This is a genomic window from Caulobacter sp. ErkDOM-E, from assembly GCF_048541895.1.
GTDB lineage: Bacteria > Pseudomonadota > Alphaproteobacteria > Caulobacterales > Caulobacteraceae > Caulobacter.
The window spans coordinates 2,796,839-2,821,498 of sequence record NZ_CP183331.1 but is presented as its reverse complement, the minus strand read 5'-3'; the positions used below and the strand labels follow the sequence as shown (position 1 = coordinate 2,821,498).

Genomic DNA, 24,660 nt, shown 5'->3' with positions numbered 1-24,660 from the left:
CGCCGTTCGCATTCTGTTTCCGTCGCCAAGGTGCTAACAGACTCGCGTGACTGCTTCGCCGCCGACTCTCGACCTTGCTCCCGCGCTTGTCGTTCTGCCCGGGCCGCGCGCCGGCTATGCGGATGGCGACGGCGAGGGCCGGATGCTGCGCGCACCGGATGCGCGCGACCTGCTGGAGCATGGCCCGGTCCTGGTCGCCCACGCGGCGATGACGGCCAAGCGGCTCAATCTTCATGCTCCCGCGCGCAGCGGCCGACTGTTCGACGTGCTCGAGCTCTATGCTTTCACCCGGCCGGCGACCTTCTGCGCGCCGTCGGCGGTGGGCCTGTCGATGGCTCTGGGTCTGGCCGAGCCGAAGGGCGCGGCCGAGCAGGCGGCCAGCCTGAGGGTCTCGGCCGACGCCCTGCTGGCTGAGCTTCGCCTGACGCCCCAGCCATCGCGGGAGGAGGCCCTGGCGGTCGCCGAGACCCTGGCCAAGGCCGGCTGGGCCTGGGGGCCGGCGGTGATCGGCGCCTTGCGCTCTGCGCCGGTGGGCAATCAGTTCCGCAGCTCGGGCCTGGATGCCTGGGCGCGCATCGTCGAGTGGGAAGACCAGGCCCCGCTAGGCGAGTCCGGCACGCGGCCGATCGATCCGGAGCGGGCGGGCGAGCGTCTGACAGAGCTGCTGCAACGCGCGGGCCTGGACGAGGTGCGCGAGGCCCAGGCGACCTATGCCCGGGAAGCGGCCTTCGTCTTCCAGCCCCGCGATCGCGAGGGCGAGCCGAACATGATGCTGGCCGAGGCCGGCACCGGCGTCGGCAAGACCCTGGGCTATCTGGCCCCGGCCTCGCTGTGGGCCGAGGCCAATGGCCCGTCGGTCTGGATCAGCACCTATACGCGGGCGCTGCAGCGTCAGATCGAGCGGGAGAGCCAGTCGATCTATCCCGATCCGGCCGTGCGGGCCCGCAAGGCGGTGGTGCGCAAGGGGCGAGAAAACTACGTCTGCCTGTTGAACTTCCAGGAGCAGGTCAACGGCGCCCAGCTGGGCAATGGCGACCTGATCGGCCTGGCCCTGACGGCGCGCTGGGCCAGAGCCACGCGAGACGGCGACATGACCGGCGGCGACTTCCCGGCCTGGCTGCCGACGCTGTTCTCGATCGCGCCGATGCAGCAGGCCAGCCCCGCCAACCTTGTGGACCGGCGCGGCGAGTGCGTTCACGCCGGCTGCCAGCACTATCGCATCTGCTTCATCGAGAAGGCGGTGCGGGCCTCCAAGCGGGCCGACATCGTCATCGCCAACCACGCTCTGGTGCTGACCCAAGCGGCGTTCGACGGCGCGCGGGCGGCGCGGGGGCTGAAGGGCGACAACGAGACCACGGCGGTCAAGCGCGTGGTGTTCGACGAAGGCCACCACCTGTTCGACGCGGCCGACAGCGCCTTTTCGGCGGCCCTGTCCGGGGCTGAGGCGGCTGAGCTGCGTCGCTGGATCCGAGGACCCGAGGGTCGGGGGCGGCGGGGCAGGGGCCTGGAGGCCCGGCTGCTGGACATCTTGGGCGACCGCGAAGGGGCGCGTCAGGCTCTGACGGCGGTGCTGCACGCGGCCGCGGCCTTGCCGGGCGAGGGCTGGTCTGGCCGGGTCGCGCCGCCGGACGGCCAGGTCAATCCGATCGGGCCGATCGAGAGCTATCTGGTGGCGGTGATCGAGCAACTGCGGGCTCGCAGCAGCGAGCGCGGCGGAATCGAGCAGGGGCTGCAATGCGCCGCCCGGCCGGCGGTGGATCTGGTGCGCGAGCGGGCGGGTGAGGCGGCCCGGGCCCTGGCCGGGGTCGAGGCTCCGCTGCTGGCCCTGGCCCGCCAGCTGGAAGACGTGCTGGACGAGGACGCCGAGCACCTGGGCGCGTCGGAGCGGGCGCGTATCGAGGGCGCCCTGCGCGGTCTGGACCGCCGGGCGCGAATGACCCTGCCGGCCTGGCGTTCGATCCTCAAGGCGATCGACGAGGACGCCGAGGACGATCCGGAGTTCGTGGACTGGTTCGAGGCGACGTTCCTTTACGGGCGGGTGGTCGACGCCGCGTGCCGCCGGCACTGGGTGGATCCGACCGAGCCGCTGCGGGCGGCGGTGCTGAGCCCCGCGCACGGGGTGCTGGTGACCAGCGCCACCCTGACCGATCCGGCGCTGGAGGATCCGTTCGCCCTGGCCGAGATGCGGACCGGCGCGGCGCGGATGCCGCAGTCGCCCAAGGTGCTGCGGCTGGTCTCGCCCTTCGACTATGAAAAGAACGCCCGGGCCATCGTGGTCACCGACGTCAACAAGGAAGACGCCCGGCAGGTTTCGGCGGCGATGCGCGAGCTGTTCCTGGCGGCCGGCGGCGGCGGGCTGGGGCTGTTCACGGCCATCCGGCGGCTGAAGGCCGTGCACGAGATGATCGCCGCGCCCTTGGCCGACCGGGGTCTGGCCCTGTACGCCCAGCACGTCGACCCGCTGGAGGCCGGGGCCCTGGTCGACATCTTCAGGGCCGAGCAGGACGCCTGCCTGCTGGGTACAGACGCCATCCGGGACGGTATCGACGTACCGGGCCGGTCCCTGCGTTTGCTGGTTTTTGATAGGGTGCCGTGGCCCAGACCCGATATTCTGCACAAGGCGCGACGCGCACGCTTTGGTGGCAAGGGCTATGATGACTCTACCGCAAGGGCCCGTATCAGCCAAGCTTTTGGCCGTTTGATCCGCCGGGCGGACGATCGCGGGATGTTCGTGATGCTGGACGCCGCCGCCCCGACGCGGTTGTTTTCCGGCCTGCCCGAAGGGGTCACGGTCGAGCGCATGAGCCTGGTCGAGGCCATCGAGGCCACCGCCGCATTTCTGAGCGAGACATAAGCGTCATCTTGGGCCGGTAGAAGCCTGGGCATAGGCTAAGGCCTTGGAGGCGCAGATGATTCGAGCCTGGGTCGCAGCCCTCGCGATGCTGCTTGTCGCCGGCGAAGCCGGGGCGCAGGAATTCGTCCGCCATGATTGCCGCACGACCGTGCAGGCGACCGGCCGGCTGCAGTTCGAGAATGACCTGCACGCGCGCTGGTATAAGCGGTTCTGGACCGGCGCGTGCCAGGACCTCAGCCTGTGCCTGCCGGGCTCGCCCAACTGGAACGACGTCGTTGACAAGCTGCTGACCCGGGGCGGGCCTTCCCAGCAGCCGGTCCTGCTGCCAAAGGCCTGCCGGCTGGGTCAGCTGATTGGCATGGAATGGGCGCGCGACCGTCGCATCAAGCGCATCAAGACCGGCGACCTGAAGGTTTTCAACACCATGCTGGAAGCCTCGGGCGACCCCCTGCGCGGCGTCGATCAGGTGGAGCGCAAGGCCCGCACCCTGATCACCCCGCCCTGACCGCAGTTTGACTCAAAGTCGTCGAATTTCTGCAATCGACAGGGTCTAGGAGGAGGGCAGTACAGGAGCGTTCCCCATGACCCCCCACGCCCATTCGACCGATCCGGCGATCGACGAGGCCGCCGCCCCGGCCCAGGCCTATTCGGCACGCGCCCTGGTGCGGGCAGTGCGCTGGCGCAGCGGCCTTTCGGCGGCCCAGTTCGCCCGCGCCTTCCATATCGATCCGGATCTGCTGGAGGCGCTGGAACATGGCGGCGCCCGGCCCGACGCGGCCCTGACGGCCTATCTGCGCGTCATCGACCATGCCCCCGAGGTGGTGCGCGAAGCGATCGCGCGCGCCGGCCACTGAGCGGTTGTCACGGCTTTGATCGCCGGTTTCAGGCGACGCCAGCCGACTGGACGCTCAGCACCACGCCGATGGACGCCTTGAAGGTCTGCCTATCGACCGGACGCCGAATGCTGCTTTCGACCCGCATGAGTGGTTCGCGACGTCTGCTATCGGGGCAGGGCCGGATTGCCCATGCGAAGGACTGTTCGGCGCCAGCTGCGAATTCCAGCCCACCGGCGGGAAGCGGACGATTCGGGCAGCGCGCATCTTGCGTTCGAAGCCGGTGTCGCTCCGGCCGGGGTTGCCCGGGCAGGACCCACTCGTTAGTTGACCTCAGAACACAAGCCGTCCGAGCTCCTCCGATGTCGAACGCAAGTCGCCTGAACATCGCCGCATTCTTGGCGGCCGCCTCCGTAGCGTTCGCGCCGGCCGCCCACGCTCACTCGCCGACGGCGCCATGGAGCGCGCCAGCGTCGGTTGAGACAATCGCCGAGGACATCGAATTCCGCAGTGGCGATGCTGCGCTGAGCGGGACACTCTATCTGCCGAAGGGGGCCAGCGCTGCGGGGGCAGTCGTTGTAACCCATGGTGCGTCCTCGCCGCTCCGCAGCTCCCCGCTCTACCGGCATCTGCTTGAGATGCTGCCGCCCCTGGGAATCGCCGTCTTCGTCTATGATCGTCGCGGCTCCGGTCGCTCGGGCGGGGATCTGAAGACCAGCGACTACGCCATGCTGGCCGATGATGCGATCGCGGCGCTGCGGCGGGTCAAGACGGACCCCCGCATCGACGCTCGCCGGGTGGGCCTGTGGGGCCTGAGTCAGGGTGGCTGGGTATCGCTCTTGGCGGCTGCACGCGCGCCGGCGGAGCCCGCGTTCGTGGTCTCCATCTCTGCTCCCGTGGTGACAGCTGACGTTCAGATGAACTTCTTCTCCGCCAATGCCTTGCGCGTGAATGGATACCCTCAATCAGAGATCGACGAGATGCTCGCGGCGCGGAAGGCTGTGGACGACTACATGCGCGGGACCGGCGATCGCGCGGACGCTCAGCGCAGGGTCGACGCGATCAAGACGCGCCCATGGTTCAACCTCATCTACATGGGGAAGACGGTCGGCCCGCGGGAGACATCACGCTGGCGCAAGGAGATCGAGAATGATCCGCTGAAGAGCCTCGAGGGCGGGAAGGCCCCGACGCTGATGCTCTTCGGCGCCGCCGATCCCGGCGTGCCTGTCGCGGCCTCTATCGCAAGCCTCCGAGAGAGGCAGGCGCAATTGTCGAACGTGGAGGCGGCGGTCGTCGCCCGGGCCGATCACAGCATGCAACTGTCGGTGTCCCCGAAGGACCAGATGGATCCCGCCCGCGCCGACGACGGCGCACCTGAGTCCCCGGAGTATTTCGGGCGTCTCGCTGCGTGGCTGACCAAGCAGGGCATAACGCGCGGCAGATAGTGGAACGGCTGAGCCGTTCGCCACAGCGCCTTCCGACGGCCCTGCGCCGGGGTGACGCCAGGGGCGAGATGCGCCCTTCTCGGAAGTCGCCAACGTCCGCTTGCGGGCGTCCATCGGCGTGGCGCTCACGGACCAGATGTCTGGCGCTGGCCGTCCAGGGTGATGGCGTCCTCCAGTTTCCCGCTCTCCCCAGCGAAAGCCGGGGAGAGCGGTGTTTTTGGGGTCCGCCCAGCCTGGGTTCGTCCGGCCATCACGGGGATACAGCCGATTCAATCCCCTGCTGGCCGCCGAGCACTATCTGAAACTGCGCCACCGGCTGGAGGATGTGAACGCCCCGCGCGCTGCGCAGCAGGCGCAGATGAGCCCCGAGGCGGTCTGGACCCAGATCGCAGACAAGGCCCTCGCCATCGCCCGCGCCCTGGTCGGCCCCCAGGGCGGCGGACCCGCCTTCATGGGCCGAAAGACCTTCGCCTGGCGCGCCAGGGCCCTGGGACCCGAGGTCGCCGCCGCAGACTTCGAGCGGGGCCGCGATGGCGGCTGGGGCGGCCACTACTGGAACCCCGACGGCACGCTGAAGGGTCCGGACGGCGAAGGCTGGACCGAGGAGGAGCTCAAGGAAATGAGGCGTTGAGGGGTAGGGTGTGAAGGCGGCGCTTCTGCGCCACGCCCCTTGAAAAGTGATATCAACTAGCGCATTTTGATAGCATTGCTGTCAGTCTGCAGAAGGCGATATCATGGCTGCCGTCACCATTCGCAACCTCTCCGACGCGGCGCATCGCGCGCTGAAGGTCCGCGCGGCCCAGCATAATCGCAGCGCTGAGGCCGAGATGCGCGCCATTCTGGAGGCCGCCGTGCGCCCCGAGGGCCGGTTGCGGCTTGGCACGGCGCTGTCGGAGATGAGCCGCAAGATCGGTCTCACCAACGCCGATGTCGCGGCGCTGGAAGCGACCCGAGATACGCGGCCTGCCGAGCCGATGCGTTTCGAATGATCGTGCTCGACACCAATGTCATCTCCGAGGCGATGAAGCCCGAGCCGCAGGCATCGGTGCGCGACTGGCTGGACGCCCAGGCGGCCGAAACACTGTTTCTCTCCAGCGTCACGATCGCCGAGCTGCTGTTCGGCATCGGCGTGCTGCCCCAGGGCAGGCGCAGGGACAATCTGACGGCGGCGCTCGACGGCGTGCTGGACCTGTTCGAGGGCCGCATCCTGCCCTTCGATACCGTGGCGGCGCAGCGCTATGCGGATCTCGCCGTCAAGGTGCGGGCGGCCGGAAAGGGCTTCCCGACGCCTGACGGCTACATCGCCGCGATCGCGGCCGCGCACGGGTTCGCCGTGGCGTCGCGCGACACCAGCGCCTTCCATGCCGCTGGTCTGAAGGTGATCGATCCCTGGACCGCGACGGTCTGACAGGCCTCAGGCCGCCTTGCTGATCGCCGAGGCGATGTCGTCGGTCGAGTGACCGGTCAGGTCCTTGGCGATCTCGCCCACCAGTCTGGCCTGAAGATCCTTGTGCCAGTGCTTCCGCAGTTCGCCCAGGGTTCGGGGCGCGGCGATCACCAGCAGGTCGGTCAGCTTGCCGGTCAGGGCCCAGTTATTGAGCGTCTGGGCGACACCCATGGCGAAACCATCTTCGGCCTGGGTGTCATTGTCGGGGTTGGCGCCGCTGGAGGGATGGCCGGGCGAACCGGAGGCGCGCTCCGTCATTTCGGGGTTTTCGACAGCCGACAGCTTGATGTCGGTATGTCCGCTGTTCCTGAAGAGGACGAGCTTTTCGCCGTCGACCACCGCCACCAGGGCGCCATTGGGAAGGATCATGCTCTGCTCTCCACGGGATTGGTCACCGTAACGAACGGCGTGGAGCGCAGTTGCGTCGGGCCATGTCGAGAGGTGGCGGCTCCCGCCTGATCCGCCTTGTCTGTCAGGCTGACCCCTCAAGTCGCAGAGCAGTCTAGGCGGAGGGGTCCTTCTGAAGCTTCACGCGCGCCAGCAAAGCGCCAGCGACCCCCAGAAGGGCGCCGCCAATGCCCAGAAACGGCGCGCCGCCACCAAGATCATGTGCCAGGATGCAAATCCCGTATCCAATATTTCCGCCGGCCAAGGCTATGAGTAACAGTCCAGCGATCAATGCGACTTTGCTCTTGATCATCGTGGCTTGTCCTTTCTGATCAGCCTTGCCCGGCGGAATTTTTGACTAGCCGAACTTGTAGCCGCACAGCTTGTTGCCATCCAGGTCGCGGAAATAGGCGAAATAGGCGCCCGGCATGCGCTCGCCCGGACCGCCTTCATCGGCGGCCCCCAGCTCGATCGCCTTGGCGTGGAAGGCGGCGACCTCTTCTGCGGTGTCAAAGCTGAACCCGCCCATGGTGCCATTGCCGATACAGGCGGGGGCGCCGTCATAGGGACCCAGCACGCCGAACAGGCCCGTGCCCTTGCCGCGATAGAGACGTCCGCCCGAGGCGTGCTCATGCACCGGCGACATGCCGATCGAGCCCAGCAGGGCGTCGTAGAAGGCCTTGGCCTCTTCCAGCTTGTTGGACCCCACTGTGAAATAGGCGACCTTGGCCATGTGACTTCTCCCGTTTGTGTTTGAGGGACGCTAGCATGAGGCGGCCGTCGGGCAACGCTGACGCGGGGTCAGGCGTCGGGTGCCGGGTCGGCCAGGCCTTCGGCGACCCGGCTCTCGGCGATTTGGGCCAGCAGGGTGAACAGAGCCGGCACGTCGATGGGCTTGCGCAGCACGCCGTCGGCCCCGGTTTGCAGATAGCGGGCGATGTCGTCGTCGAAGACGTTGGCGGTCAGCATCCAGATCGGCGTGCGGGCGCCGGGCGGCTCGGACCTGCGGATTTCCCGTACGGCCTCCAGGCCGCTCAGGACCGGCATGTTGACGTCCATCAGGATCAGGTCGAACGGCTGGGCCCGCCAGGCGTCCAGCGCCTGGGCGCCGTCCTCGGCGAAGGTCAGCGACACCGGGGTGTCCTTCAGCAGCAGCGCCAGCACCCTGCGGTTGGCGGAGTTGTCCTCGGCGGCCAGCAGGCGAACCTGACCCAGGTCGCGGCGGGGAGGGGGCGGAGCGGCCAGGTGCGGGGTGTGGACGGGCGCGTCGAAGGCGAACCAGAACAGCGCGCCGTCGGGCGCAGCCCTTGAGGTCACAGAGGCAGCCGGGGCCTCGATCCCGAGGGCGCCGCCCATCAGGGCCATATTGCGGGCGCAGATCGCCAGGCTCAGCCCGCTGCTACCCTGCTGGCGGCCCCGGGCGGTCTGGTCGAAGGCCTCGAACAGGCGGGGCCGGTCTTCGGGCGGCACGGCGGGGCCGGTATCGCTGACCTCGATCAGGACGCTGAGGGTTTCGCCCTTCAGCGTGCCGGCCAGACGCACGGCGACCCAGCCGCCGGCCGACACCGCGCCCATGGCGTGGGAGATCAGGTTGATCAGTGTCTGTTCAACCCGCACCGCGTCGGCGCGCACATGGAAGGACAGGGTGGGGTCGGCGTCGTCGAAGGTGAACGCCACGCCGATGCCGCGCGCATGGGCGCCCCATACGCGCATGACCGCATGGATCATGGCGCGAAGATCGACCGGGACGGGGTTGAGGCGCGTCTGGCCGCCCTCGACATGGGCCAGGTCGAGGATGCCGTCCAGCAGCCGGGTCAGCTGCTCGCCGCCCTCCAGCACGCCGCCGATCAGTTCGGCCTGATCGGGGGTGAGGTCCTTGTCGCGCAGGATCTGGGCGAAGCCCAGCACGGCGTTCAGCGGGGTGCGGATCTCGTGGCTGGCCACGGCCAGGATGTCGGTCTTGGCGCGACTGGCGGCCTTGGCCTCGTCGATGGCCTCGGTCAGGGCGGCGTTCTTGCGGGTCAGGTCGCGCAGGGCCTGGGTCAGGGTTCGGTCGGTGGCCTGCTGTCGCGAGGTGACCATCAGCACGGCGGCGACGAACAGGACCATCGCCAGGGCATAGTGGTTGAAGGCCAGGGGCGCGGTCCAGTCGATGGCGCTCCAGATCAGGGTCAGGGCCGGGGGAACGACGCCAATGACATAGCTGATGGGGGTGATGTGGACCCGCAGGGCGACGAACAGCAGCACGCAGATCGCCAATAACCCCGTCTCGACCTGGGCGATCGGGCCGCCATAGAGGCGGATCTGGACGGCCAGCCAGCAGGCATTGACCACCAGCAGGACCATCAGGACGTCCGATTGCCAGCGCAGCCGTTTGAACGCCTTGCCCGGGTCAGGATCGCGGGCGGCGATTTCCGCAGCGGCGAACAGGGCCAGGTACAGGACAAATTCGAGAACCCCCAGCATGGCCATGCGCGAGGGGGTGAAGAACGCCAGCAGGACGACGAAACAGGCGACGAGAACGAGCCGGGTCAATGCGACCTGGCGGGAGTACTGGATGTACCCTTCCAGCTGGGTGACATCGGCTATTCGTCCTGGCATCCAAGCCCCCGCCTAACGTCATCCGCCTTGGTCGTCGCGCCGACCTTCATCCATGGCAAGGCGCAACGGACACACGACATAGACCGACGATTCGCGCTTTCCGGCTCGTCTTCCGCGCGAGTGGATTTCAGCGGTCCGAAGGTCGAACAGGTCTGCGGCAGTCCGCTGACTGCTCAGGGGCGCGCCCAGGGGGATCGGCGAGACCCTGCGCAGGCGGCCGGGGGCAGTCTGCGCAGGGCCTGTGAGCCCTAGACCGTGCCGATATATTTGATCAGGGCGGTCATGTTTTCGATATAGCCGCCGGTCGAGATGCCGATCTTGGGCGTCTCGGTGATGAACGGCGAGGTGTCGGTGGCGTCGCCTACCCGGGTCCGGCTGAAGTCGCCGGGCGCGGGGGTGGGCGAGCCGTCGCCGATATAGGGATTGCTGGTCGCCTTCAGCTCGGCCGGCCACCAGCCTTCGCTGTTGAGCGCAGCCATCAGGGCGGCGGCCTTGTCGGGTGAGGTCTGACCGGTGTCGGCCTTCAGGGTGTCGACATTCAGGTCGGACACCGAGATGTCGCCGGTGGTGAAATAGCGGGGCAGGGCCTTGCGACCGCCCTTCAGCGGCGAGTCCTGGCTGGCGATTTCCGGCGGCGTCGCCTGCAGCTTGGCCAGGCGCTTGCGCAGGCCTTCCACATTGACCGCGCGGGTCGAGCCATAGTGGATGACGACGTTTTCGGGATTGTGGTCGGCATAGTAGCGGCCATTGACCACATTGCTGCCGGTGCGGTGGATGAACAGCGGCTTGCCTTCGCCGATCGAGATGAAGGTGGGATAGGCGCGGCCGCCCTTGATCTGCTCGGCGGGCAGTTTCACGCTGTCCAGCCAGTCCAGCGCCTCGCCCAGGCGGGCCAGGAACTTGGGATCGCCGGTCAGTTCGTAGAAGTCCATGCACGAGGCGATGTTGCCGCCGGTGGTGTGGGTGGCGAAGGCTTCGGGCTCATAGGTGCGGGCCCCGGCCGGCTTCAGGTCGGAAACCCTGTGCTGCAGGCCCCAGGCCGGTTGCGGCATCGGCTGCTGGCAGGCGAGGAAGCAGTCCATGGCCTTGCGGATCACCGGCAGCACGCGGTCGTCGCCCAGGGCCTGCCAGACCATGATCAGGAACTTGAGGTTTTCCCCGGCCACATCGTCGTTGAAGGTGATGTAGCCGGTATAGTCGGCCTTGCCGTGGTGGTGGAACTCGTCCTTCAGCGGGAAGCGCTGGGGCCAGCCGCCGATCGGGTACTGGCTGTCCAGAACGAAGGCCAGGGCCTTGTCCAGGGCGGGCTTGAAGGCCTTGTCCTGCTTCTCGACATACAGGCGCAGCAGGAACTGCGAGGCCTCGGCCGTGCCGGCGTCATCGAAGGTGGCGTTGCCGTAATAGTGCTGGAATTCCTCGAGCCGCCAGCCGTTCTTGCCGATGGTGTCGTACCACTTTTTCAGCGAGGCCTCGCCGGCCAGGTCGCCCAGATAGTTCCAGCCGCCGGCCGGATGCTGGATGGCGATCAGGGCCTGGGCGGCCTTGACGGCGGCCTCGTAGTAATAGGCGTCGCCGGTGGCGTGGAAGGCGTCCAGGAACAGGTGGCCCATGGTGGCCGTGCCGGGCGGCTGCACCCAGATCATGGTCGGGAACGCTTCCATCTCGCCCCAGCGGCGCGAGAAGTCGGGCAGGTAGCTCCAGACATAGCCGCCATTATAGGCCGCCTTCTCGACCATGAAGCGGGTGGCCTTCTTCATGGTCTCAAGGGCCTGGGCCTTGGTCGGGCCCTCGCCGGCCAGGGCCTTGAGCGGCGAGACGCAGCCTGCAGCCGCGAAGGCGGCGGCCGAGCTCGCCATCAGGCGGCGGCGGGAGATGGGGCTGAGAGGCATTCGGCGCTCCGGCTGGCGTTTATCTCGACCGGCTCGGTGGGGCGTCGGGCCGTGGGACGCGGCGACGTCGCCGAGCGCCCGTGGCGGTTCCGTTGCGTCCTCCCGGACCAGACAAGCCGATCCCACCACCTTAAGGCGGCGAAGTCTTGACCTTGTTGTGACACCGGTGTCACGGCTTGGCTAGAGGCTTTCCGCGCAACAGCGGTCAGCACAGTTGGGTGGTGCGAATGGGCGCCGTCTTGCGCGGGGGCGTTTTCAATGGCGCTTTGAAGCCCTGACGAGCGGCGTGCGTCCAGCGGTCGCATGGCGAGAAAATTTACATTCTGTAAACATTTGTCGCATGCCAACACGCACAGAACATCTGCATGAAGCCGAGCGGCTGGAACGTCAGGCGGAGATCGCCGACAACGCCCATGCTCGCGCCGCCCTGCGCCGCATGGCCCAGGCCTCGCGCGGCGCCGCGGCTCTGGTCGGCATGATCGAAGCCAGCGACGAGAAGTTCGGCGGCGCGCGCGTTTGAGCGCGGGCGGTCAGGATAGGGCTTCTTCTTCCGCCGCATCGGCGTTCTGAGGTTCCAGGACCAGGGCGTGGGCGTTCTTTTCGCGGATTTTCGCGGATTCCTCATCATACAGAAACGGCAGGAACGCGTAGCGCAGGCCGCGGGTCACGGGCGTCGCCTCATGCAGCAAACCGCAGCCAAACACCGTGGCGCCGCCGGTCGGCGGCTTGTAGGTGCGCGGGCCGAACTCTGGAAACCTCAAGGCCCCGCCGTCGTAGTCGTCGGCATTGAGGTTGATCGACACCGCGAACTTCCTGTGAATGGTCGCCGCAGTGGTGTTGTCACGGTGCGCCGTGAAAAAACCCTGCTCGTCAGCGTCGTAGCACGCGATGATATAGCGCTCGATCCGTGTGCCCCGCCAACTGAACGCGCGCTCGATGGCCGGCAGCAGACGGCGACGAATCCGGCTCAGCACGGCTTCTCTCAGAGGATCGCTCTCTTCGATCGTCACGTCCTTGCGACGTTTCATGGTGGAGTCATGCATCACGACCGTCTTGTCGCCGACCTGCCGCATGAAGCCTGAAGATGCGCCGCCCTTCTGATTGTAGTAGTCGATCAGGGTCTTGCAGAACTCGGGCTCGAAAATGCGAGGCACGGTCAGGACCGGAGCCGTGGTGTCGAGGCGGGTCGGTGGCTCCGCCTTGATGTAGCGCTCCATGAGATCCAGAATTTCAGCGGTCTTCCGCAGCGGCTCTGCCGCCACCACGCGCAAGGTCGGATCGAGCAGGATGGTCATCGGCATGTATCCACCCTCGATCTTGAGGCCGAAAATGCGCGTGATCCGTTCGTCGACGTCGTTGAAGTAGCGACGACCGGGCAGGCTGGTGCGGGGGCCTTGGGCAAGGTCGGACGCATTGACGATGACACCGAAATAGCTGGCGTTGACATCGTCGAACAGCTCGGCGCGATCGAGAATGACCTGGTGAGCGTCGCGAACAAGGTCAGAGGACATCCGCATCAAGAACTGCAGGATGACCCACCGACCGCCGCCCTTGCTGATGTTACAGCCAGTGCCGTCATCAAGGTCGCCGCCGAAGAGTGGTACGGCCTCACCGTAACCGGGCAGCTTGGCGCGAGTTTTTCCAGTCATCTCTACCTACTTCAGGCTCCGGCGCCGGCCCCCTGCGGCCAAGGCCCAAGTCGCCCCAACTCATCCTGTGGTGTCGTCTGTGGCGACGCTCACCCGTTTACGACAGACTATTGGCGTTCCGCGTTCCCGACAACGCTTGCGCCACCCTTAGGCGTTCGTCTCCGCGCACGCCGCGACGCAGGCGCGGGCCAGGGCCTCGGTGGCGTCGATGAACGGTACGGCCAGATCCGCCGCGCCCAGCACCAGCGGAACTTCGGTGCAGCCGGCGATGATGGCCTGGGCGCCCTTGCCGATCAGGCGGTGGGCCAGGGCGGCCGTGGTCTCGCGGGAGTCCGGCCCCAGGTCGCCCAGCTTGATCCGATAGAGCAGGGCCATGAACTCGACCTGCTCGTGGTCGTCCAGGGTGATGACTTCCAGACCCTGATGCGAAAGCGTGTCGCGGTAGAGGCCCAGCGCCAGCCCGGTGCCCAGCACACCCACGCGCGCGGCGCCGGCCGCCCGGGCCGCCTGGCCGGCGACCTCCAGCATGTTGACCAGCGGCAGGCCGCAGGCGCGGACCTCATCGGCGAAGGCGTGGGCGGTGTTGCAGGCGATGGCCAGCACCTGGGCGCCGCCGTCTCTCAGGCCCGCCGCCATGGCCGCCAGCACCGGGCCGGGATCGTCCTGGCTGGTGTTGCGGTCCGGGACCTTGGGATTGATGTCCACCAGCACCCGCAGATGGTCCTGCTCGCGCTGGACAGGGGTGGCGGCCTGCAGCTTGGCCAGGAAGTCCAGGGTGGCGGCCGGGCCCATGCCGCCCAGAACGCCGAGGGTCTTGGTCTTGGTCATGGTCAGGCTCCTAGAGAAGCGCCGCTTCCATCTGGGTATGGTAGCCGAACAGGCCCTGGGCGCCGCCGGTGTGCAGGAACACAACGCGCTCGCCCTTGAACGCGCCCTTGCGGGCCTGGTCGATCAGACCCTTCATCGCCTTGCCCGAATAGACGGGATCCAGCAGCAGGCCCTCGGTGCGGGCCGCCAGGGTCAGGGCGTCGATTACGCCCTGGTCGATCAGGCCATAGCCTTCGCCGACATAGTCGCAGTCGGCGACTACCATCTCGCGGGTCACCCGCCCCGCCGCGCCGATGGTCTCGGCGGTAGCGACGGCCAGGTTGAAGACGTTCTCTTCCTGCTTGGCCTTGGGCGCGCGGACGCCAAAGCCCAGGATCGGCACGTCGACCGACAGGGCGGCAAAGCCCGCCACCAGGCCCGCATGGGTGCCGGCGCTGCCGGTGGCGGTGACCAGGCGGTCGATCTTCAGGTCGCGTTCGTCGGCCTGGACGATCAGCTCGCGAGCGCAGTCGACATAGCCCAGGGCGCCGACCGTGTTGGAGCCGCCGCCGGGGATCACATAGGGCTTGCCGCCGCGCTGGCGGACGGCCTGGGCCGAAGCTTCCAGCTCGGCGACCATGTCGGTCCCGCCCGGAACGAAGCGGATCGCGGCGCCCATCAGCCGGTCCAGCAGCACATTGCCATTGCCGACATAGTCGTGGGCCTTGGACCCCGTGCGCTCTTCCAGGATGATCTCGCAGGCCAGGCCGAGGCGCGCGCCGGCGGCGATGGTCTGGCGCACATGGTTGGACTGGACGGCGCCCTGGGTCACCAGGGTGTCGGCGCCCTGGGCCAGGGCCTCGCCGAGCAGGAACTCCAGCTTGCGGGTCTTGTTGCCGCCGCCGGCCAGGCCGGTGCAGTCGTCGCGCTTGACCCACAGGTCGATGCCGAGCGCGGCGCCCAGGCGGGGCAGGGGCTCCAGCGGCGTGGGCAGGTGGGCGAAACGGGCGCGGGGGAAGCGGGCGAGGTGCATCGAAGCGGTCCCTGAAATGACTCGCGGTTCTGTTAGCACGCGGCGGCAGAGGGGCGTATTATCCATATCGACGATGGGGCTTGGCCGGAGCATGCTGATCCCATCGTGAAGCGCGGCCTCGCGCGCCCCGGCGGACCGAAAGGTCATTTCCGCCGGGCGCCGTGACAAGGACCGTGATCTCAGGGAGGAAGACATGACGCCAAGAAACCTTCTGGTTGCGGGTGTGTTGACCGCGACCTTTTTCGCAAGCGGCGGGGCGCTGGCCTCGACCCTGGTGCTGGGCGGCGGCGCCGCCAAGGACTGTTCGATCGCCGCCATCGACGGCCGCTCTGACCAGAGGTCGGTGCTGACCTGCACCGTCGCGCTGGAAACCGAGACCCTGAGCTTCCGGGACCGGGCTCGCACCTTCGTGAACCGGGGCGTGCTGCAGATGCGCCAGCGCGATTTTCCGACCGCGCGCGCCGACTTCGACGCCGCGTCGAAGATCGATCCCGACCTGGGTGAAGCCTGGGTCAATCGCGGGGCCGCCTATGTCGGCGAAGAGCGCTACAGCGACGCCCTGGGCCAGATCGACAAGGGTCTGTCGCTCGGCGTCAAGGATCCCGAAAAGGCCTGGTTCAACCGCGCCCTGGCCAATGAAGGCCTGGGCGATCTGAAATCGGCCTATCAGGACTATTCCCGCGCGGCCGAACTGGATCCCGAATGGGAGGCCCCGAAACGGGAACTGACGCGTTTCACTGTCAAACGACCCTGAGCGTCGCGGGCGCTCCGGGCCGGATCTGAGTGAGACACCCGCCTTGAGACAAGGAGCGCCGATGGGCAGGATCAGATGGATCGCCGGGGCCGGCCTGGCGGCTCTCGCCGCCGCCGGCGGCGCGTCGGCCCAGGACACTCTGCCTGAGCTGCGCGCCCTGAACGCCGCCCAGCAGGGCGCCGAGATCGCGCGTCAGGATGCGCTGGCCGCCCAGCGCGAGATCACCGCCCGTCAGGACCAGTTGCAAACCGCCCTGGTGCTGCGCGAGCTGGACGCCGCGCGGACAGCGCCGCCGGGCTCGAACGGCCTGATCATTCCGCCGCCCGCGCCCGCGCCGCCGCCCGCCAGTGGGCCGGAGTCCTTTCAGGGCCAGATGGATCGCCTGGAGCGTCTGACCCAGGATGCGCTGGCGCGCAGCAATGCGCGTGTCCTGGCCGTGCGTCCTGCCAGCGACCGCTGATCAAAACACCGCTGAACACAAGGATACGGCATGGAATGGAGAGGCGCGCGCCGCTCGGGCAATATCGAGGACCGGCGGGGCATGGGCGGGGTCGGCATCGCCGGCGGCGGCGTCGGGGCGTTGGTCCTGGCGGCCATCGGCTATTTCGTGTTCGGCATCGATCCGCAGACCACCCTGCAGGCCACCCAGCAGCTGCAGGACCAGACCCAGCAGCAGGTCGCTGAAGGTCCGGTCAAGGATGAGAACGGCCAGTTCGTCGACGCCATCGAGACCTCGAACACCGACGTCTGGGGGCCGATCTTCGCCCGGCAGGGCGCGCGCTATACGCCGCCGGCGGCGGTGGTGCTGTACGATAACGCCACGCCCACCGGCTGCGGAACCGGCCAGTCAGCCATGGGGCCGTTCTATTGCCCGGCCGATCGCAAGGTCTATCTGGACCTGACCTTCTGGAATGAGCTCGAGACCAAGTTCGGGGCCAGGGGCGAGTTCGCCCGCGCCTATGTGATCAGCCACGAGGTCGGCCACCATGTGCAGACCCTGCTGGGGGCCTCCGACGCCGCCCGGCGGATGGGCGCGCGCGGGGCCGAAAGCGGCTCGGTGCGGCTGGAACTGCAGGCCGACTGCTATGCCGGCGTTTGGGCCGCCCATGCCGGCGAGACCTCGAACGGCCAGATCGTCATCAACAGCGCCGACATCGAGGACGGCCTGGGCGCGGCTGCGGCGGTCGGGGACGACACCATCCAGTCGCGTGGTCAGGGCCAGGTGGTGCCCGACAGCTTCACCCACGGCACCAGCGCCCAGCGCGTGCGGTGGTTCACGCGCGGCTATGAGCGCGGCGATCCGGCGGTGTGCGATACGTTTGGGGCGTCGCGGCTCTAAAAAGTCGGAGGCGTTCACGGTCCGTAAGGCGTGTGTCCCTACACCTCAGATTGAACTCTGAGTGTCGGGCTTCTGATGACCCAATCGCCTGTCTTTGGCCGGCGCGCCGCTCCGCCGGTGCCGCTGCGCCTCGCGCCGACCCCGCCTGTAAAGGTGCGGCCGCGCTGGGAGCCGCCCGTCGTTGCGGCCGAGGCGGATGTCACCGTCGAGCCGGCCGCGCCCGACAAGGCTCCGTATCTTACCATCGCCCTGCTGACCCTGCTGGCGATGGTCTTCGTCTTCGAGCAGAGCGGTGGTCTGCCGTCCGGGCCGGGCCTGTCATTCAGTTTCTCGACGCTGGTCGCGACCGGAGGGTTAAGCCGTGACTTGCTGGAGAAGGGCGAGTGGTGGCGGATCTTTACCGCCCCTCTGCTGCACGGCGATCTTGCCCACATCATCGGCAATTCGGTGGTCATGGTCCTTGCGGCCGTGACCCTTGAGAGGCTGATCGGACGCGCCTGGCTAGCGGCGACCTTCGTGGTCTCGGCCTTGGGCGGCGCGGCGGCGTCGGTGCTGCTGAATTCGCCCGACGTCGTCACCGTAGGTGCGTCCGGCGCGATCATGGGTCTGCTGGCCATGGTGCTGGCCTCCAGCCTGCACTTCGCGGCGCGGGACCATGCCAAGCGGCTGCGCTGGGTGGCGTTCCGTTTGCTGATCCCGTCCCTGATCCCGTTCGGCGCGGCCTCGGGTTCGGCCATCGACTACAACGCTCACATGGGCGGTGCGGCGGCGGGTGGGCTGATGGGCTTCATTCTGCTGGTGGCCTGGCCGGAAGAGGAGGATCAGCCGCGCCTCGGCGCTGTTGCAGCCGGGATCGGATGGCTGGGCCTGATCGCCGCGATCGCCGCCTTCGCGCTGGTGACCACCCGCCACGAGTCCTACATCGCTCGCGGACGCGTATTGGCCCCGGACCATCTGCTGCCGCGCAAGGGCTGGGGAAGCGAGGCGCAGGCCCGCGATCTGGTAACCCGCTATCCGCACGATCCGCGCGTGCGACTGATCACCGGCCGTAACTATCTGGAAGCGCGCAATCCCTTGAACGCCGAGCGCGAACTGCGCCAAGGGCTGAGTGAAACCGAGATCCTGGCGCGCGACATGCCCGATTCCGTCGAGGAAATGCTGCGCTATTTCCTGGTCAGCGCCCTGGTCGAGCAGGGGCGCATCAGCGCCGCCGCCGTCGAGGCCAAACCCTTGTGCCACCTTCCGTTGCGGCCGCCGAGCAAGGGCCAGCGCGAGGCCATGGTCCAGGCCGGGTTCTGTCCCGCGCTCACGCGCCCTTGACCCAAACGTCAACACGCCTAGTGTCCCCCTGTTCACCGGGGGGTCGCTTGTGCGGCTGAGATTGGGCTTTTCGCCCTGACCCGTCGAACCTGATCCGGGTCATGCCGGCGAAGGGAGGGAACGCGGTCGGGGCTTACGGTCCGTCCGTTAGAACCGACTTAGCACGCACGTCCGGGTCTCCTTATCGCTTGAGGAGCGCCCGAAGAATGAACGTCCAGACCACCATCAAGTCCGTCGCCGAGACCATCTCGACCGGCTCCATTCCCGGTTCGCGCAAGGTCTATCAGGCCGGCGAACTGTTCCCCGACATCCGCGTGCCGTTCCGCGAGGTGGCCGTCCACCCGTCGGCCAACGAGCCGCCGGTGACGGTCTATGACCCGTCCGGCCCCTATACCGACACGACTGTGACCATCGACATCGAAAAGGGTCTGGAGCGCACGCGCGAGCCCTTCGTCGTGGCGCGTGGCGATGTGGACGTGGTGGCGCAGCCCCGCGCCGTGAAGCCCGAGGACAACGGCTTTGCCCAGGGCAAGCACCTGGCCCCGCAGTTCCCCGCCATCGGCCGCACCATCTATCGCGGCAAGCCGGGCCACCTGATCACCCAGTACGAATACGCCAACGCCGGCAAGATCACCGCCGAGATGGAATATGTGGCCATTCGCGAGAACCTGCGCCGCGAGCAGGACCGCCCCTGCGTGCGCGACGGCGACGACTTCGGCGCCAGCATCCCCGACTTCGTGACCCCCGAATTCGTGCGCCAGGAAGTGGCCCGCGGCCGCGCCATTATCCCGGCCAATATCAACCACGGCGAGCTGGAGCCGATGGCGATCGGCCGCAACTTCCTGGTCAAGATCAACGCCAATATCGGCAATTCGGCGGTGCTCTCCACCGTCGCCGACGAGGTCGACAAGCTGGTCTGGGCCACCCGCTGGGGCGCCGACACGGTCATGGACCTGTCGACCGGCCGCAACATCCACAACATCCGCGACTGGATCATCCGCAACAGCAGCGTCCCGATCGGCACCGTGCCGATCTACCAGGCGCTGGAGAAGGTCAACGGCGTGGCCGAGGACCTGAACTGGGAAGTCTTCCGCGACACCCTGATCGAGCAGGCCGAGCAGGGCGTGGACTATTTCACCATCCACGCCGGGGTGCGTCTGCCGTTCATCCCGATGACCGCCAAGCGCGTCACCGGTATCGTTTCGCGCGGCGGTTCGATCATGGCCAAGTGGTGCCTGGCGCACCACAAGGAGAACTTCCTCTATGAGCGCTTCGACGAGATCTGCGACATCATGCGAGAGTATGACGTGTCGTTCTCGCTGGGCGACGGCCTGCGTCCCGGCTCGACCGCCGACGCCAATGACGAGGCCCAGTTCTCGGAACTGCGCACCCTGGGCGAACTGACCAAGGTGGCCTGGAGCAAGGGCGTTCAGGTGATGATCGAAGGGCCGGGCCACGTGGCCATGCACAAGATCAAGGCCAACATGGATGAGCAGCTGAAGCATTGCCACGAGGCCCCCTTCTACACCTTGGGCCCGTTGACCACCGACATCGCGCCTGGCTACGACCACATCACCTCGGCGATCGGCGCGGCGATGATCGGCTGGTTCGGCACCGCCATGCTCTGCTATGTCACGCCCAAGGAGCACCTGGGTCTGCCCGACCGTGACGACGTGAAAACCGGCGTCATCACTTACAAGCTGGCCGCCCACGCCGCCGACCTGGCCAAGGGTCACCCGGGCGCGGCCATGTGGGACGACGCCATCAGCCGGGCGCGGTTCGAGTTCCGCTGGGAAGACCAGTTCAACCTGGCGCTCGATCCGGAAACCGCCCGCAAGTTCCACGACGAGACCCTGCCCAAGGAGGCGCACAAGACCGCGCACTTCTGCTCGATGTGCGGCCCCAAGTTCTGCTCGATGAAGATCAGCCATGAGGTGCGGGAATTTGCAGCGGCTCAGGCCCCGAACGAAGCGGCGGCCCTGGGCATGGCCGAGATGAGCGAGAAGTTCCGCGAGCAGGGCTCTGAGATCTATCTGAAAACAGAATAGTTGCGGCTGGCCCGGCCTTGAGGCGCCTCAAGGCCGGGCTGAAGCGTTGACGTTATCATTGGACCTCTCAAGGAGCCCTCTGATGACCACCCGACGCGCCCTGCTGTCCGCGCTTCCCCTGATTGGCGTCGCCAGTTGCGGGGAGGGCGGCGACGCCTACGCCCAGGCCGTGGCTGCTACCTGGGTCCTGCCGCCGACTTCGGCGGCGGCGGGGCTGCCCGTCCAGGCGCTGGTCCATGCCGCCACCCTGGCGGCCAGCGGCCATAACACCCAGCCCTGGCGCTTCGCGTCGCGGGGGCGCGACCTGCTCATCCAGCCGGACCTGTCGCGCCGCACGCCGGTGGTCGATCCGGACGATCATCACCTGTTCGTCAGCCTGGGCTGCGCCGCCGAGACGCTTTTGCAGGCCGCCGCCGGCTATGGCTGGGCGGGAGAGGCTCGCTTTCTGGGGCCCTCTCAGGGCGTGGCCGTCAGCCTGACGCCGCAACGGGCCGCCGCGGGGCCGCTGTTCGCGGCCATACCGCGCCGGGCTTCGACGCGCGGCGACTATGATCCGCGTTCCCTTCCGGGCGAGACCCTGCGGGCCTTGGCGGCCAGCGCCGGACCCGAGGTCGCCATCAGCCTGATCACCGATCGCCGGCCCCTGGACGAGCTGACGGCCCTGATCCTGGACGGTGACGGCGCGCAACTGAACAGTCCGGCCTTCCGACGTGAACTGGCGTCCTGGATCCGCTTCGACGCCGCCGAGGCCCTGGCGCGGCGCGACGGGTTGTTCACCGGCGCCTCGGGCAATCCGAGCAGTCCTCGATGGATGGGTTCGCGCCTGTTCGACACGCTGTTCACGGCCAAGGGTTCGGCCGACAAGATCGTTGCTCAGATGGCGCACACCGCCGGCGCGGCGGTGTTCAGCGGTCCTTCCAACGATCCCGCCGGCTGGGTCGCCGTCGGTCGCGCCTTTACGCGCTTCGCCCTGACCGCGACGGCTCGGGGCCGGAAGCTGGCGTTCCTGAACCAGCCGGTCGAGGACAGCGCGGCGCGAGGTCGCCTGGCCGCCTGGCTCGGCGCCCCCGATCACCGACCTGACCTCGTCGTTCGCTTTGGCGAGGGCCCCGACATGCCCAGGTCCTTGCGGCGGCCGGTTTCCGCAGTACTTGCGGCCTGAGCGTCACGACCTCTCGAGACTTCCCGCGACCGTTTGCCGGACCATCTCCCCCCGCGCGTCCTGAGTGTCGTCAACAACGATGAGGAGGATCCCCATGGCCTATGTCGATGGCTTCATACTCGCCATCCCCAAGGACAAGCTCGACGCCTACAAGGACATGGCCCGCCTGGGCGGCACGGTCTGGATGGAGCATGGCGCCCTGTCCTATGTCGAATGCCTCGGCGACGACGTGCCCTATGGCCAGCTGACCTCGTTCCCGCGCGCCGTTCACGCCACGGACGACGAGATCGTCGTCTTCTCGTGGATCACCTATACGGACCGCGCCCACCGCGACGCCGTCAACGCCAAGATCATGGCTGACGAGCGCATGAAATCCGGCATGGAGACCATGCCCTTCGACGGCAAGCGCATGATCTTCGGCGGCTTCGAGGCGTTCCTGGAGTTGTAGGGGTTTCAAGAAAATATCGCTATGCGATAGTGCTCGCGCAGCTTTCAGGAGCGCGCAGTGCTGAATATGCTGATCATCGCCGGCCCTAACGGAGCGGGAAAGACCACCTTCGCGACGCGCTGGATCAATGACAGCGCGCCCAACTACGTCTTTGCAAATGCCGACGAGATCGCTCGGCGGCTGACCGAACCGGCGCTGTCGGCGGCCGAGCGTGACATGCGCGCCGGACGTCTGATGCTCGCCCAGCTAGACGCTCATGTCGCCAATGGCGCGGACATCGTCCTGGAAACAACCCTGTCCAGCCGCCTCTATGCGCGGCGCCTGCCGCAGTGGCGGGCGGCCGGTTACAGCATCACGCTGATCTATGTCGGTCTGCCCAATGTGCAGGCGTCGATATCGCGCGTCGCTCATCGGGTCGACATGGGTGGGCACCCTGTCCCGCAAGCCGATCTTCGTCGCCGCTTCGAGCGCAGCCGCGCGAACCTCGAAATCTACAAGCCATTGGTCGATCGGTGGGAAGTCTGGGAAAGTCGCGATGGAGCCGCTATCTTGGTGGAGAGGAGCCCGTCATGACCAAGACGCCAGATCCCGAAAGCATCGCCAAGGCCATGAGCGACGCCGCGTGGGTCGCGACCCACGGCACGCGCGAAGAGCGCTCCGGGAAGTTCATCGCGCCCACGCCAGCGACCAAGGACACTGCGCCTTCAAAGAAGAGCGCGGTCGCTCAGCGTTGAGCGCCCGCTGACCGTGCCCCCGTCCGCTAGTAGAAGAACCGCTCCTCGACGATCTTGCCGTCCTTGATCGTGTAGAGCCCGACCTCATCCATCGTGATGCGCTCGCCGCTGGCTTTGGGCGTGACGTCCATCCTGAAGCCGACCGCGAACTGGTCGCCGTTGATATAGGGACCGGTCACCTCGGCGCTGTGGACCTCGTGGTTGGCGGCCCACCATTCGCCCTTGCCGCGCACGGCGGCCTTGCCCTGGATGCGGGCCATGTCGCCCGGGGCGGCCTCGATACTGACAACGTCGTCAGCCCAGTATTTTTCGCCAGGGGTGGTGAAGTCTCCAGCCTTGCAGAGCGCGACGAGATCGGCGGCGATGTCCTGGATGGTCATGGGAGGTGTCCTTTGAGGGGTTTCGAGGCGGCGACCATCGGCCCGGTTCCGGCGGCGTACAAGTCCATTTGTTCCCACTATGTTCCGTTCAGCGCGGGTTGCTGACAGTCCCTGGCAGCAGGGACGGGCGATGACGATCCACGCTAGGATCGCCCCATGACTCACGCTCCGTTTCCCGGTTTCGCCGCCGCCGATCTCGCCTTCCTCACCGGGCTGGCGGTCAACAACGACCGCGAGTGGTTCGCCGCCCACCGTGCGCCCTTTGACGAGGGCCTCAAGCCCACGCTGGTGGCGCTGATCCTGGCCCTGAACGAAGCGCTCGAGGCCCGGGGCCTGCCGCTGGCGGGGCATCCCAAAAACACGGTGTTCCGCATTCATCGCGACGTGCGGTTCTCGAAGGACAAGAAGCCCTACAAGACCCACGTCTCGGCCACCCTGACCCGCGACGGCCAGAAGATGTCGCCGGGCATGCTGTATGTGCACATCGAACCGCAGGGTGGCAGCAAGCCGGCCTTTGACCCCCAGACCATCGATCCGATGGATCCCAGCACCTTCCCGTCAGGCGATGACAGCGACGCGGGCTATTCCGGCAACGGCCCTTTCGCAGCGGCGGGCTTCTATCTGTCGGAGCGGCCGCACATCGACGCCTTCCGGCGCGCCATCGTCGCCGATCCCAAGGGCTGGGCGGCGGTCGAGACGGCGCTGGCGTCCAAGGGCCTGCCGCTGGAGCCGGGCGAGCCGACCAAGCGCATGCCCAAGGGCTTCGAAGGCGAGGCCGGAGGCCCGCTGGAGGCGGCGCTCAAGCGCACCCGCTGGCTGGTGCGCCGCGACCTGACCGGCGCCGAGATCGGCGGGACGGATCTGCCGGGGATCATCACCGGCTTCGCCGCCGACGCGCGGCCGCTGTTGGACTTCGGCTGGAAGGCGCTGCGGCCTTAGCGCGTCCTCACTCTTGACCAGGAGCGGGCTGGCGCTCCACCGCGCCTGCGTCAACCTGGCGCGGGCCGTTTGGCAATAACCTCTTAAGTTGTCGGGCGCAGGCTGTTTTCTGAACCCGGCTCTTCTCGCATCTTCTGGCCGGGCGGGAGGACGCCATGTCGTCGACCGTCACATCCAGTTCTCGTCGTCGAGGCGTCGATCATTTCGAGCCCGAGGATGTCGATCCCCAGATCCAGCGCCGCCTGCGCGGAATCCTTGAGCAGATTGACTACACAGCCTTCGCCTCGAACAAGGCGCTGATCGGTCAGGCGCTTGGCCATGTCGACGCCAGCCACTTCCAGCACATGGCCGTCGCCGCCGCCCAGGCCCGCGCCCAATGGGTGGCCGCTGCGGTGGCCATGACCGAGACATCCCACGCACCCTCGCCCGAGCAGATCCAGAAGCTGGCCCAGATGCGCACGGCCTATGACGAACTGGCCGAGGCGTATGAGGCCATGCGGCGGATGGTCGAGCGGGGCTATGTGGTGTTCCGCGCCGCTCCGGGATCTGCCTAGACGCTTTCAAATATATATACCCGGGTAATATTGACTT

General features: G+C 67.5%; 28 protein-coding genes and 1 riboswitch. Of the genes, 19 read left to right on the top strand and 9 right to left on the bottom strand.

Features of this window, described 5'->3' with window-relative positions; genetic code table 11:
- Positions 1-46: 46 nt before the first annotated feature.
- The 7 genes from ACN2C7_RS13915 to ACN2C7_RS13885 all read left to right on the top strand — a co-directional run bounded on the left by ACN2C7_RS13915 (position 47) and on the right by ACN2C7_RS13885 (position 6,540).
- A complete protein-coding gene (locus tag ACN2C7_RS13915; protein ID WP_419317563.1) occupies positions 47-2,854 on the top strand; it encodes an ATP-dependent DNA helicase in 2,808 nt (935 codons plus the stop codon).
- A 55-nt stretch (positions 2,855-2,909) separates the two neighbouring features.
- A complete protein-coding gene (locus tag ACN2C7_RS13910) occupies positions 2,910-3,359 on the top strand; it encodes a hypothetical protein (protein ID WP_419317562.1) in 450 nt (149 codons plus the stop codon).
- 76 nt (positions 3,360-3,435) lie between these two features.
- Positions 3,436-3,708 (top strand): helix-turn-helix domain-containing protein, encoded by a 273-nt coding sequence (locus ACN2C7_RS13905; RefSeq protein WP_419317561.1) that lies wholly within the window; start codon positions 3,436-3,438, stop codon positions 3,706-3,708.
- 341 nt (positions 3,709-4,049) lie between these two features.
- Positions 4,050-5,132 (top strand): alpha/beta hydrolase family protein, encoded by a 1,083-nt coding sequence (locus ACN2C7_RS13900; RefSeq protein WP_419317560.1) that lies wholly within the window; start codon positions 4,050-4,052, stop codon positions 5,130-5,132.
- Between the two features lie 211 nt (positions 5,133-5,343).
- On the top strand, positions 5,344-5,763 hold the full coding sequence (locus tag ACN2C7_RS13895; RefSeq protein WP_419317559.1) for a hypothetical protein: 420 nt from the start codon (positions 5,344-5,346) through the stop codon (positions 5,761-5,763).
- Between the two features lie 103 nt (positions 5,764-5,866).
- Positions 5,867-6,121, top strand: a complete 255-nt coding sequence (locus tag ACN2C7_RS13890; RefSeq protein WP_419317558.1) for a FitA-like ribbon-helix-helix domain-containing protein — start codon at positions 5,867-5,869, stop codon at positions 6,119-6,121.
- Positions 6,118-6,540, top strand: coding sequence for a type II toxin-antitoxin system VapC family toxin (locus ACN2C7_RS13885; RefSeq protein WP_419317557.1), 423 nt, complete (start codon positions 6,118-6,120; stop codon positions 6,538-6,540). Before ACN2C7_RS13890 ends, ACN2C7_RS13885 begins: the two co-directional genes overlap by 4 nt.
- 6 nt (positions 6,541-6,546) lie before the next feature.
- On the opposite strand, the gene ACN2C7_RS13880 is transcribed toward ACN2C7_RS13885, so the two are convergent.
- The 5 genes from ACN2C7_RS13880 to ACN2C7_RS13860 form a co-directional block, all read right to left on the bottom strand.
- Entirely contained in the window at positions 6,547-6,948 is a 402-nt protein-coding gene (locus tag ACN2C7_RS13880; protein ID WP_419317556.1) for a host attachment family protein, read from the bottom strand.
- 133 nt (positions 6,949-7,081) lie between these two features.
- The gene (locus tag ACN2C7_RS13875) at positions 7,082-7,279 is read right to left on the bottom strand and encodes a hypothetical protein (RefSeq protein WP_419317555.1); all 198 of its coding nucleotides are present in this window, start codon (positions 7,277-7,279) and stop codon (positions 7,082-7,084) included.
- Positions 7,280-7,324: 45 nt separating this feature from the next.
- Positions 7,325-7,699, bottom strand: a complete 375-nt coding sequence (locus ACN2C7_RS13870) for a VOC family protein (RefSeq protein WP_419317554.1) — start codon at positions 7,697-7,699, stop codon at positions 7,325-7,327.
- Between the two features lie 68 nt (positions 7,700-7,767).
- Complete coding sequence (locus ACN2C7_RS13865; protein WP_419317553.1) at positions 7,768-9,567, bottom strand: response regulator; 1,800 nt, start codon at positions 9,565-9,567, stop codon at positions 7,768-7,770.
- A 248-nt stretch (positions 9,568-9,815) separates the two neighbouring features.
- Entirely contained in the window at positions 9,816-11,456 is a 1,641-nt protein-coding gene (locus ACN2C7_RS13860) for a pectate lyase (protein WP_419317552.1), read from the bottom strand.
- 340 nt (positions 11,457-11,796) lie between these two features.
- Here ACN2C7_RS13860 and ACN2C7_RS13855 point away from each other — a divergent pair, with 340 nt between their 5' ends.
- Entirely contained in the window at positions 11,797-11,976 is a 180-nt protein-coding gene (locus ACN2C7_RS13855; protein ID WP_419317551.1) for a hypothetical protein, read from the top strand.
- A gap of 10 nt (positions 11,977-11,986) precedes the next feature.
- Here the strand turns inward: ACN2C7_RS13855 and ACN2C7_RS13850 are convergent, their stop codons facing one another.
- From ACN2C7_RS13850 to ACN2C7_RS13840, 3 genes are all read right to left on the bottom strand, one after another.
- Positions 11,987-13,105, bottom strand: a complete 1,119-nt coding sequence (locus ACN2C7_RS13850; protein WP_419317550.1) for a 2OG-Fe(II) oxygenase — start codon at positions 13,103-13,105, stop codon at positions 11,987-11,989.
- A gap of 147 nt (positions 13,106-13,252) precedes the next feature.
- Positions 13,253-13,933 carry an aspartate/glutamate racemase family protein gene (locus ACN2C7_RS13845; RefSeq protein ID WP_419317549.1) on the bottom strand — a complete coding sequence of 227 codons (681 nt, stop codon included), beginning with the start codon at positions 13,931-13,933 and terminating at the stop codon, positions 13,253-13,255.
- A gap of 10 nt (positions 13,934-13,943) precedes the next feature.
- The gene (locus tag ACN2C7_RS13840; protein WP_419317548.1) at positions 13,944-14,945 is read right to left on the bottom strand and encodes a D-cysteine desulfhydrase; all 1,002 of its coding nucleotides are present in this window, start codon (positions 14,943-14,945) and stop codon (positions 13,944-13,946) included.
- A 193-nt stretch (positions 14,946-15,138) separates the two neighbouring features.
- On the opposite strand from ACN2C7_RS13840, the gene ACN2C7_RS13835 reads away from it, so the two are divergent.
- The 9 genes from ACN2C7_RS13835 (at position 15,139) to ACN2C7_RS13795 (ending at position 22,750) form a co-directional block, all read left to right on the top strand.
- The gene (locus tag ACN2C7_RS13835) at positions 15,139-15,699 is read left to right on the top strand and encodes a tetratricopeptide repeat protein (RefSeq protein WP_419317547.1); all 561 of its coding nucleotides are present in this window, start codon (positions 15,139-15,141) and stop codon (positions 15,697-15,699) included.
- A 61-nt stretch (positions 15,700-15,760) separates the two neighbouring features.
- Positions 15,761-16,159 (top strand): hypothetical protein, encoded by a 399-nt coding sequence (locus ACN2C7_RS13830; RefSeq protein WP_419317546.1) that lies wholly within the window; start codon positions 15,761-15,763, stop codon positions 16,157-16,159.
- A 30-nt stretch (positions 16,160-16,189) separates the two neighbouring features.
- Complete coding sequence (locus ACN2C7_RS13825; RefSeq protein ID WP_419317545.1) at positions 16,190-17,038, top strand: neutral zinc metallopeptidase; 849 nt, start codon at positions 16,190-16,192, stop codon at positions 17,036-17,038.
- 75 nt (positions 17,039-17,113) lie between these two features.
- Positions 17,114-18,358 (top strand): rhomboid family intramembrane serine protease, encoded by a 1,245-nt coding sequence (locus tag ACN2C7_RS13820; RefSeq protein WP_419317544.1) that lies wholly within the window; start codon positions 17,114-17,116, stop codon positions 18,356-18,358.
- A 26-nt stretch (positions 18,359-18,384) separates the two neighbouring features.
- Positions 18,385-18,491, top strand: a riboswitch (TPP riboswitch).
- Positions 18,492-18,564: 73 nt separating this feature from the next.
- Positions 18,565-20,406: a phosphomethylpyrimidine synthase ThiC gene (gene thiC, locus ACN2C7_RS13815; RefSeq protein WP_419317543.1), complete on the top strand. Its 1,842-nt coding sequence runs from the start codon at positions 18,565-18,567 to the stop codon at positions 20,404-20,406.
- Between the two features lie 82 nt (positions 20,407-20,488).
- Positions 20,489-21,568 carry an Acg family FMN-binding oxidoreductase gene (locus ACN2C7_RS13810; RefSeq protein WP_419317542.1) on the top strand — a complete coding sequence of 360 codons (1,080 nt, stop codon included), beginning with the start codon at positions 20,489-20,491 and terminating at the stop codon, positions 21,566-21,568.
- Positions 21,569-21,662: 94 nt separating this feature from the next.
- Positions 21,663-22,016, top strand: a complete 354-nt coding sequence (locus tag ACN2C7_RS13805) for a DUF1428 domain-containing protein (RefSeq protein ID WP_419317541.1) — start codon at positions 21,663-21,665, stop codon at positions 22,014-22,016.
- Between the two features lie 66 nt (positions 22,017-22,082).
- Complete coding sequence (locus ACN2C7_RS13800) at positions 22,083-22,589, top strand: AAA family ATPase (protein WP_419321475.1); 507 nt, start codon at positions 22,083-22,085, stop codon at positions 22,587-22,589.
- Positions 22,586-22,750 carry a hypothetical protein gene (locus ACN2C7_RS13795; RefSeq protein ID WP_419317540.1) on the top strand — a complete coding sequence of 55 codons (165 nt, stop codon included), beginning with the start codon at positions 22,586-22,588 and terminating at the stop codon, positions 22,748-22,750. The genes ACN2C7_RS13800 and ACN2C7_RS13795 overlap by 4 nt, the downstream gene beginning before the upstream one ends.
- Before the next feature lie 26 nt (positions 22,751-22,776).
- Here the strand turns inward: ACN2C7_RS13795 and ACN2C7_RS13790 are convergent, their stop codons facing one another.
- Positions 22,777-23,130 carry a SnoaL-like domain-containing protein gene (locus ACN2C7_RS13790; RefSeq protein ID WP_419317539.1) on the bottom strand — a complete coding sequence of 118 codons (354 nt, stop codon included), beginning with the start codon at positions 23,128-23,130 and terminating at the stop codon, positions 22,777-22,779.
- 156 nt (positions 23,131-23,286) lie between these two features.
- Between ACN2C7_RS13790 and ACN2C7_RS13785 the strand changes: the two genes are divergently transcribed.
- Both ACN2C7_RS13785 and ACN2C7_RS13780 read left to right on the top strand, forming a co-directional pair.
- A complete protein-coding gene (locus ACN2C7_RS13785; protein WP_419317538.1) occupies positions 23,287-24,069 on the top strand; it encodes a DUF2461 domain-containing protein in 783 nt (260 codons plus the stop codon).
- Positions 24,070-24,224: 155 nt separating this feature from the next.
- Positions 24,225-24,623, top strand: a complete 399-nt coding sequence (locus ACN2C7_RS13780) for a hypothetical protein (protein ID WP_419317537.1) — start codon at positions 24,225-24,227, stop codon at positions 24,621-24,623.
- The last annotated feature ends 37 nt before the right edge of the window (positions 24,624-24,660 follow it).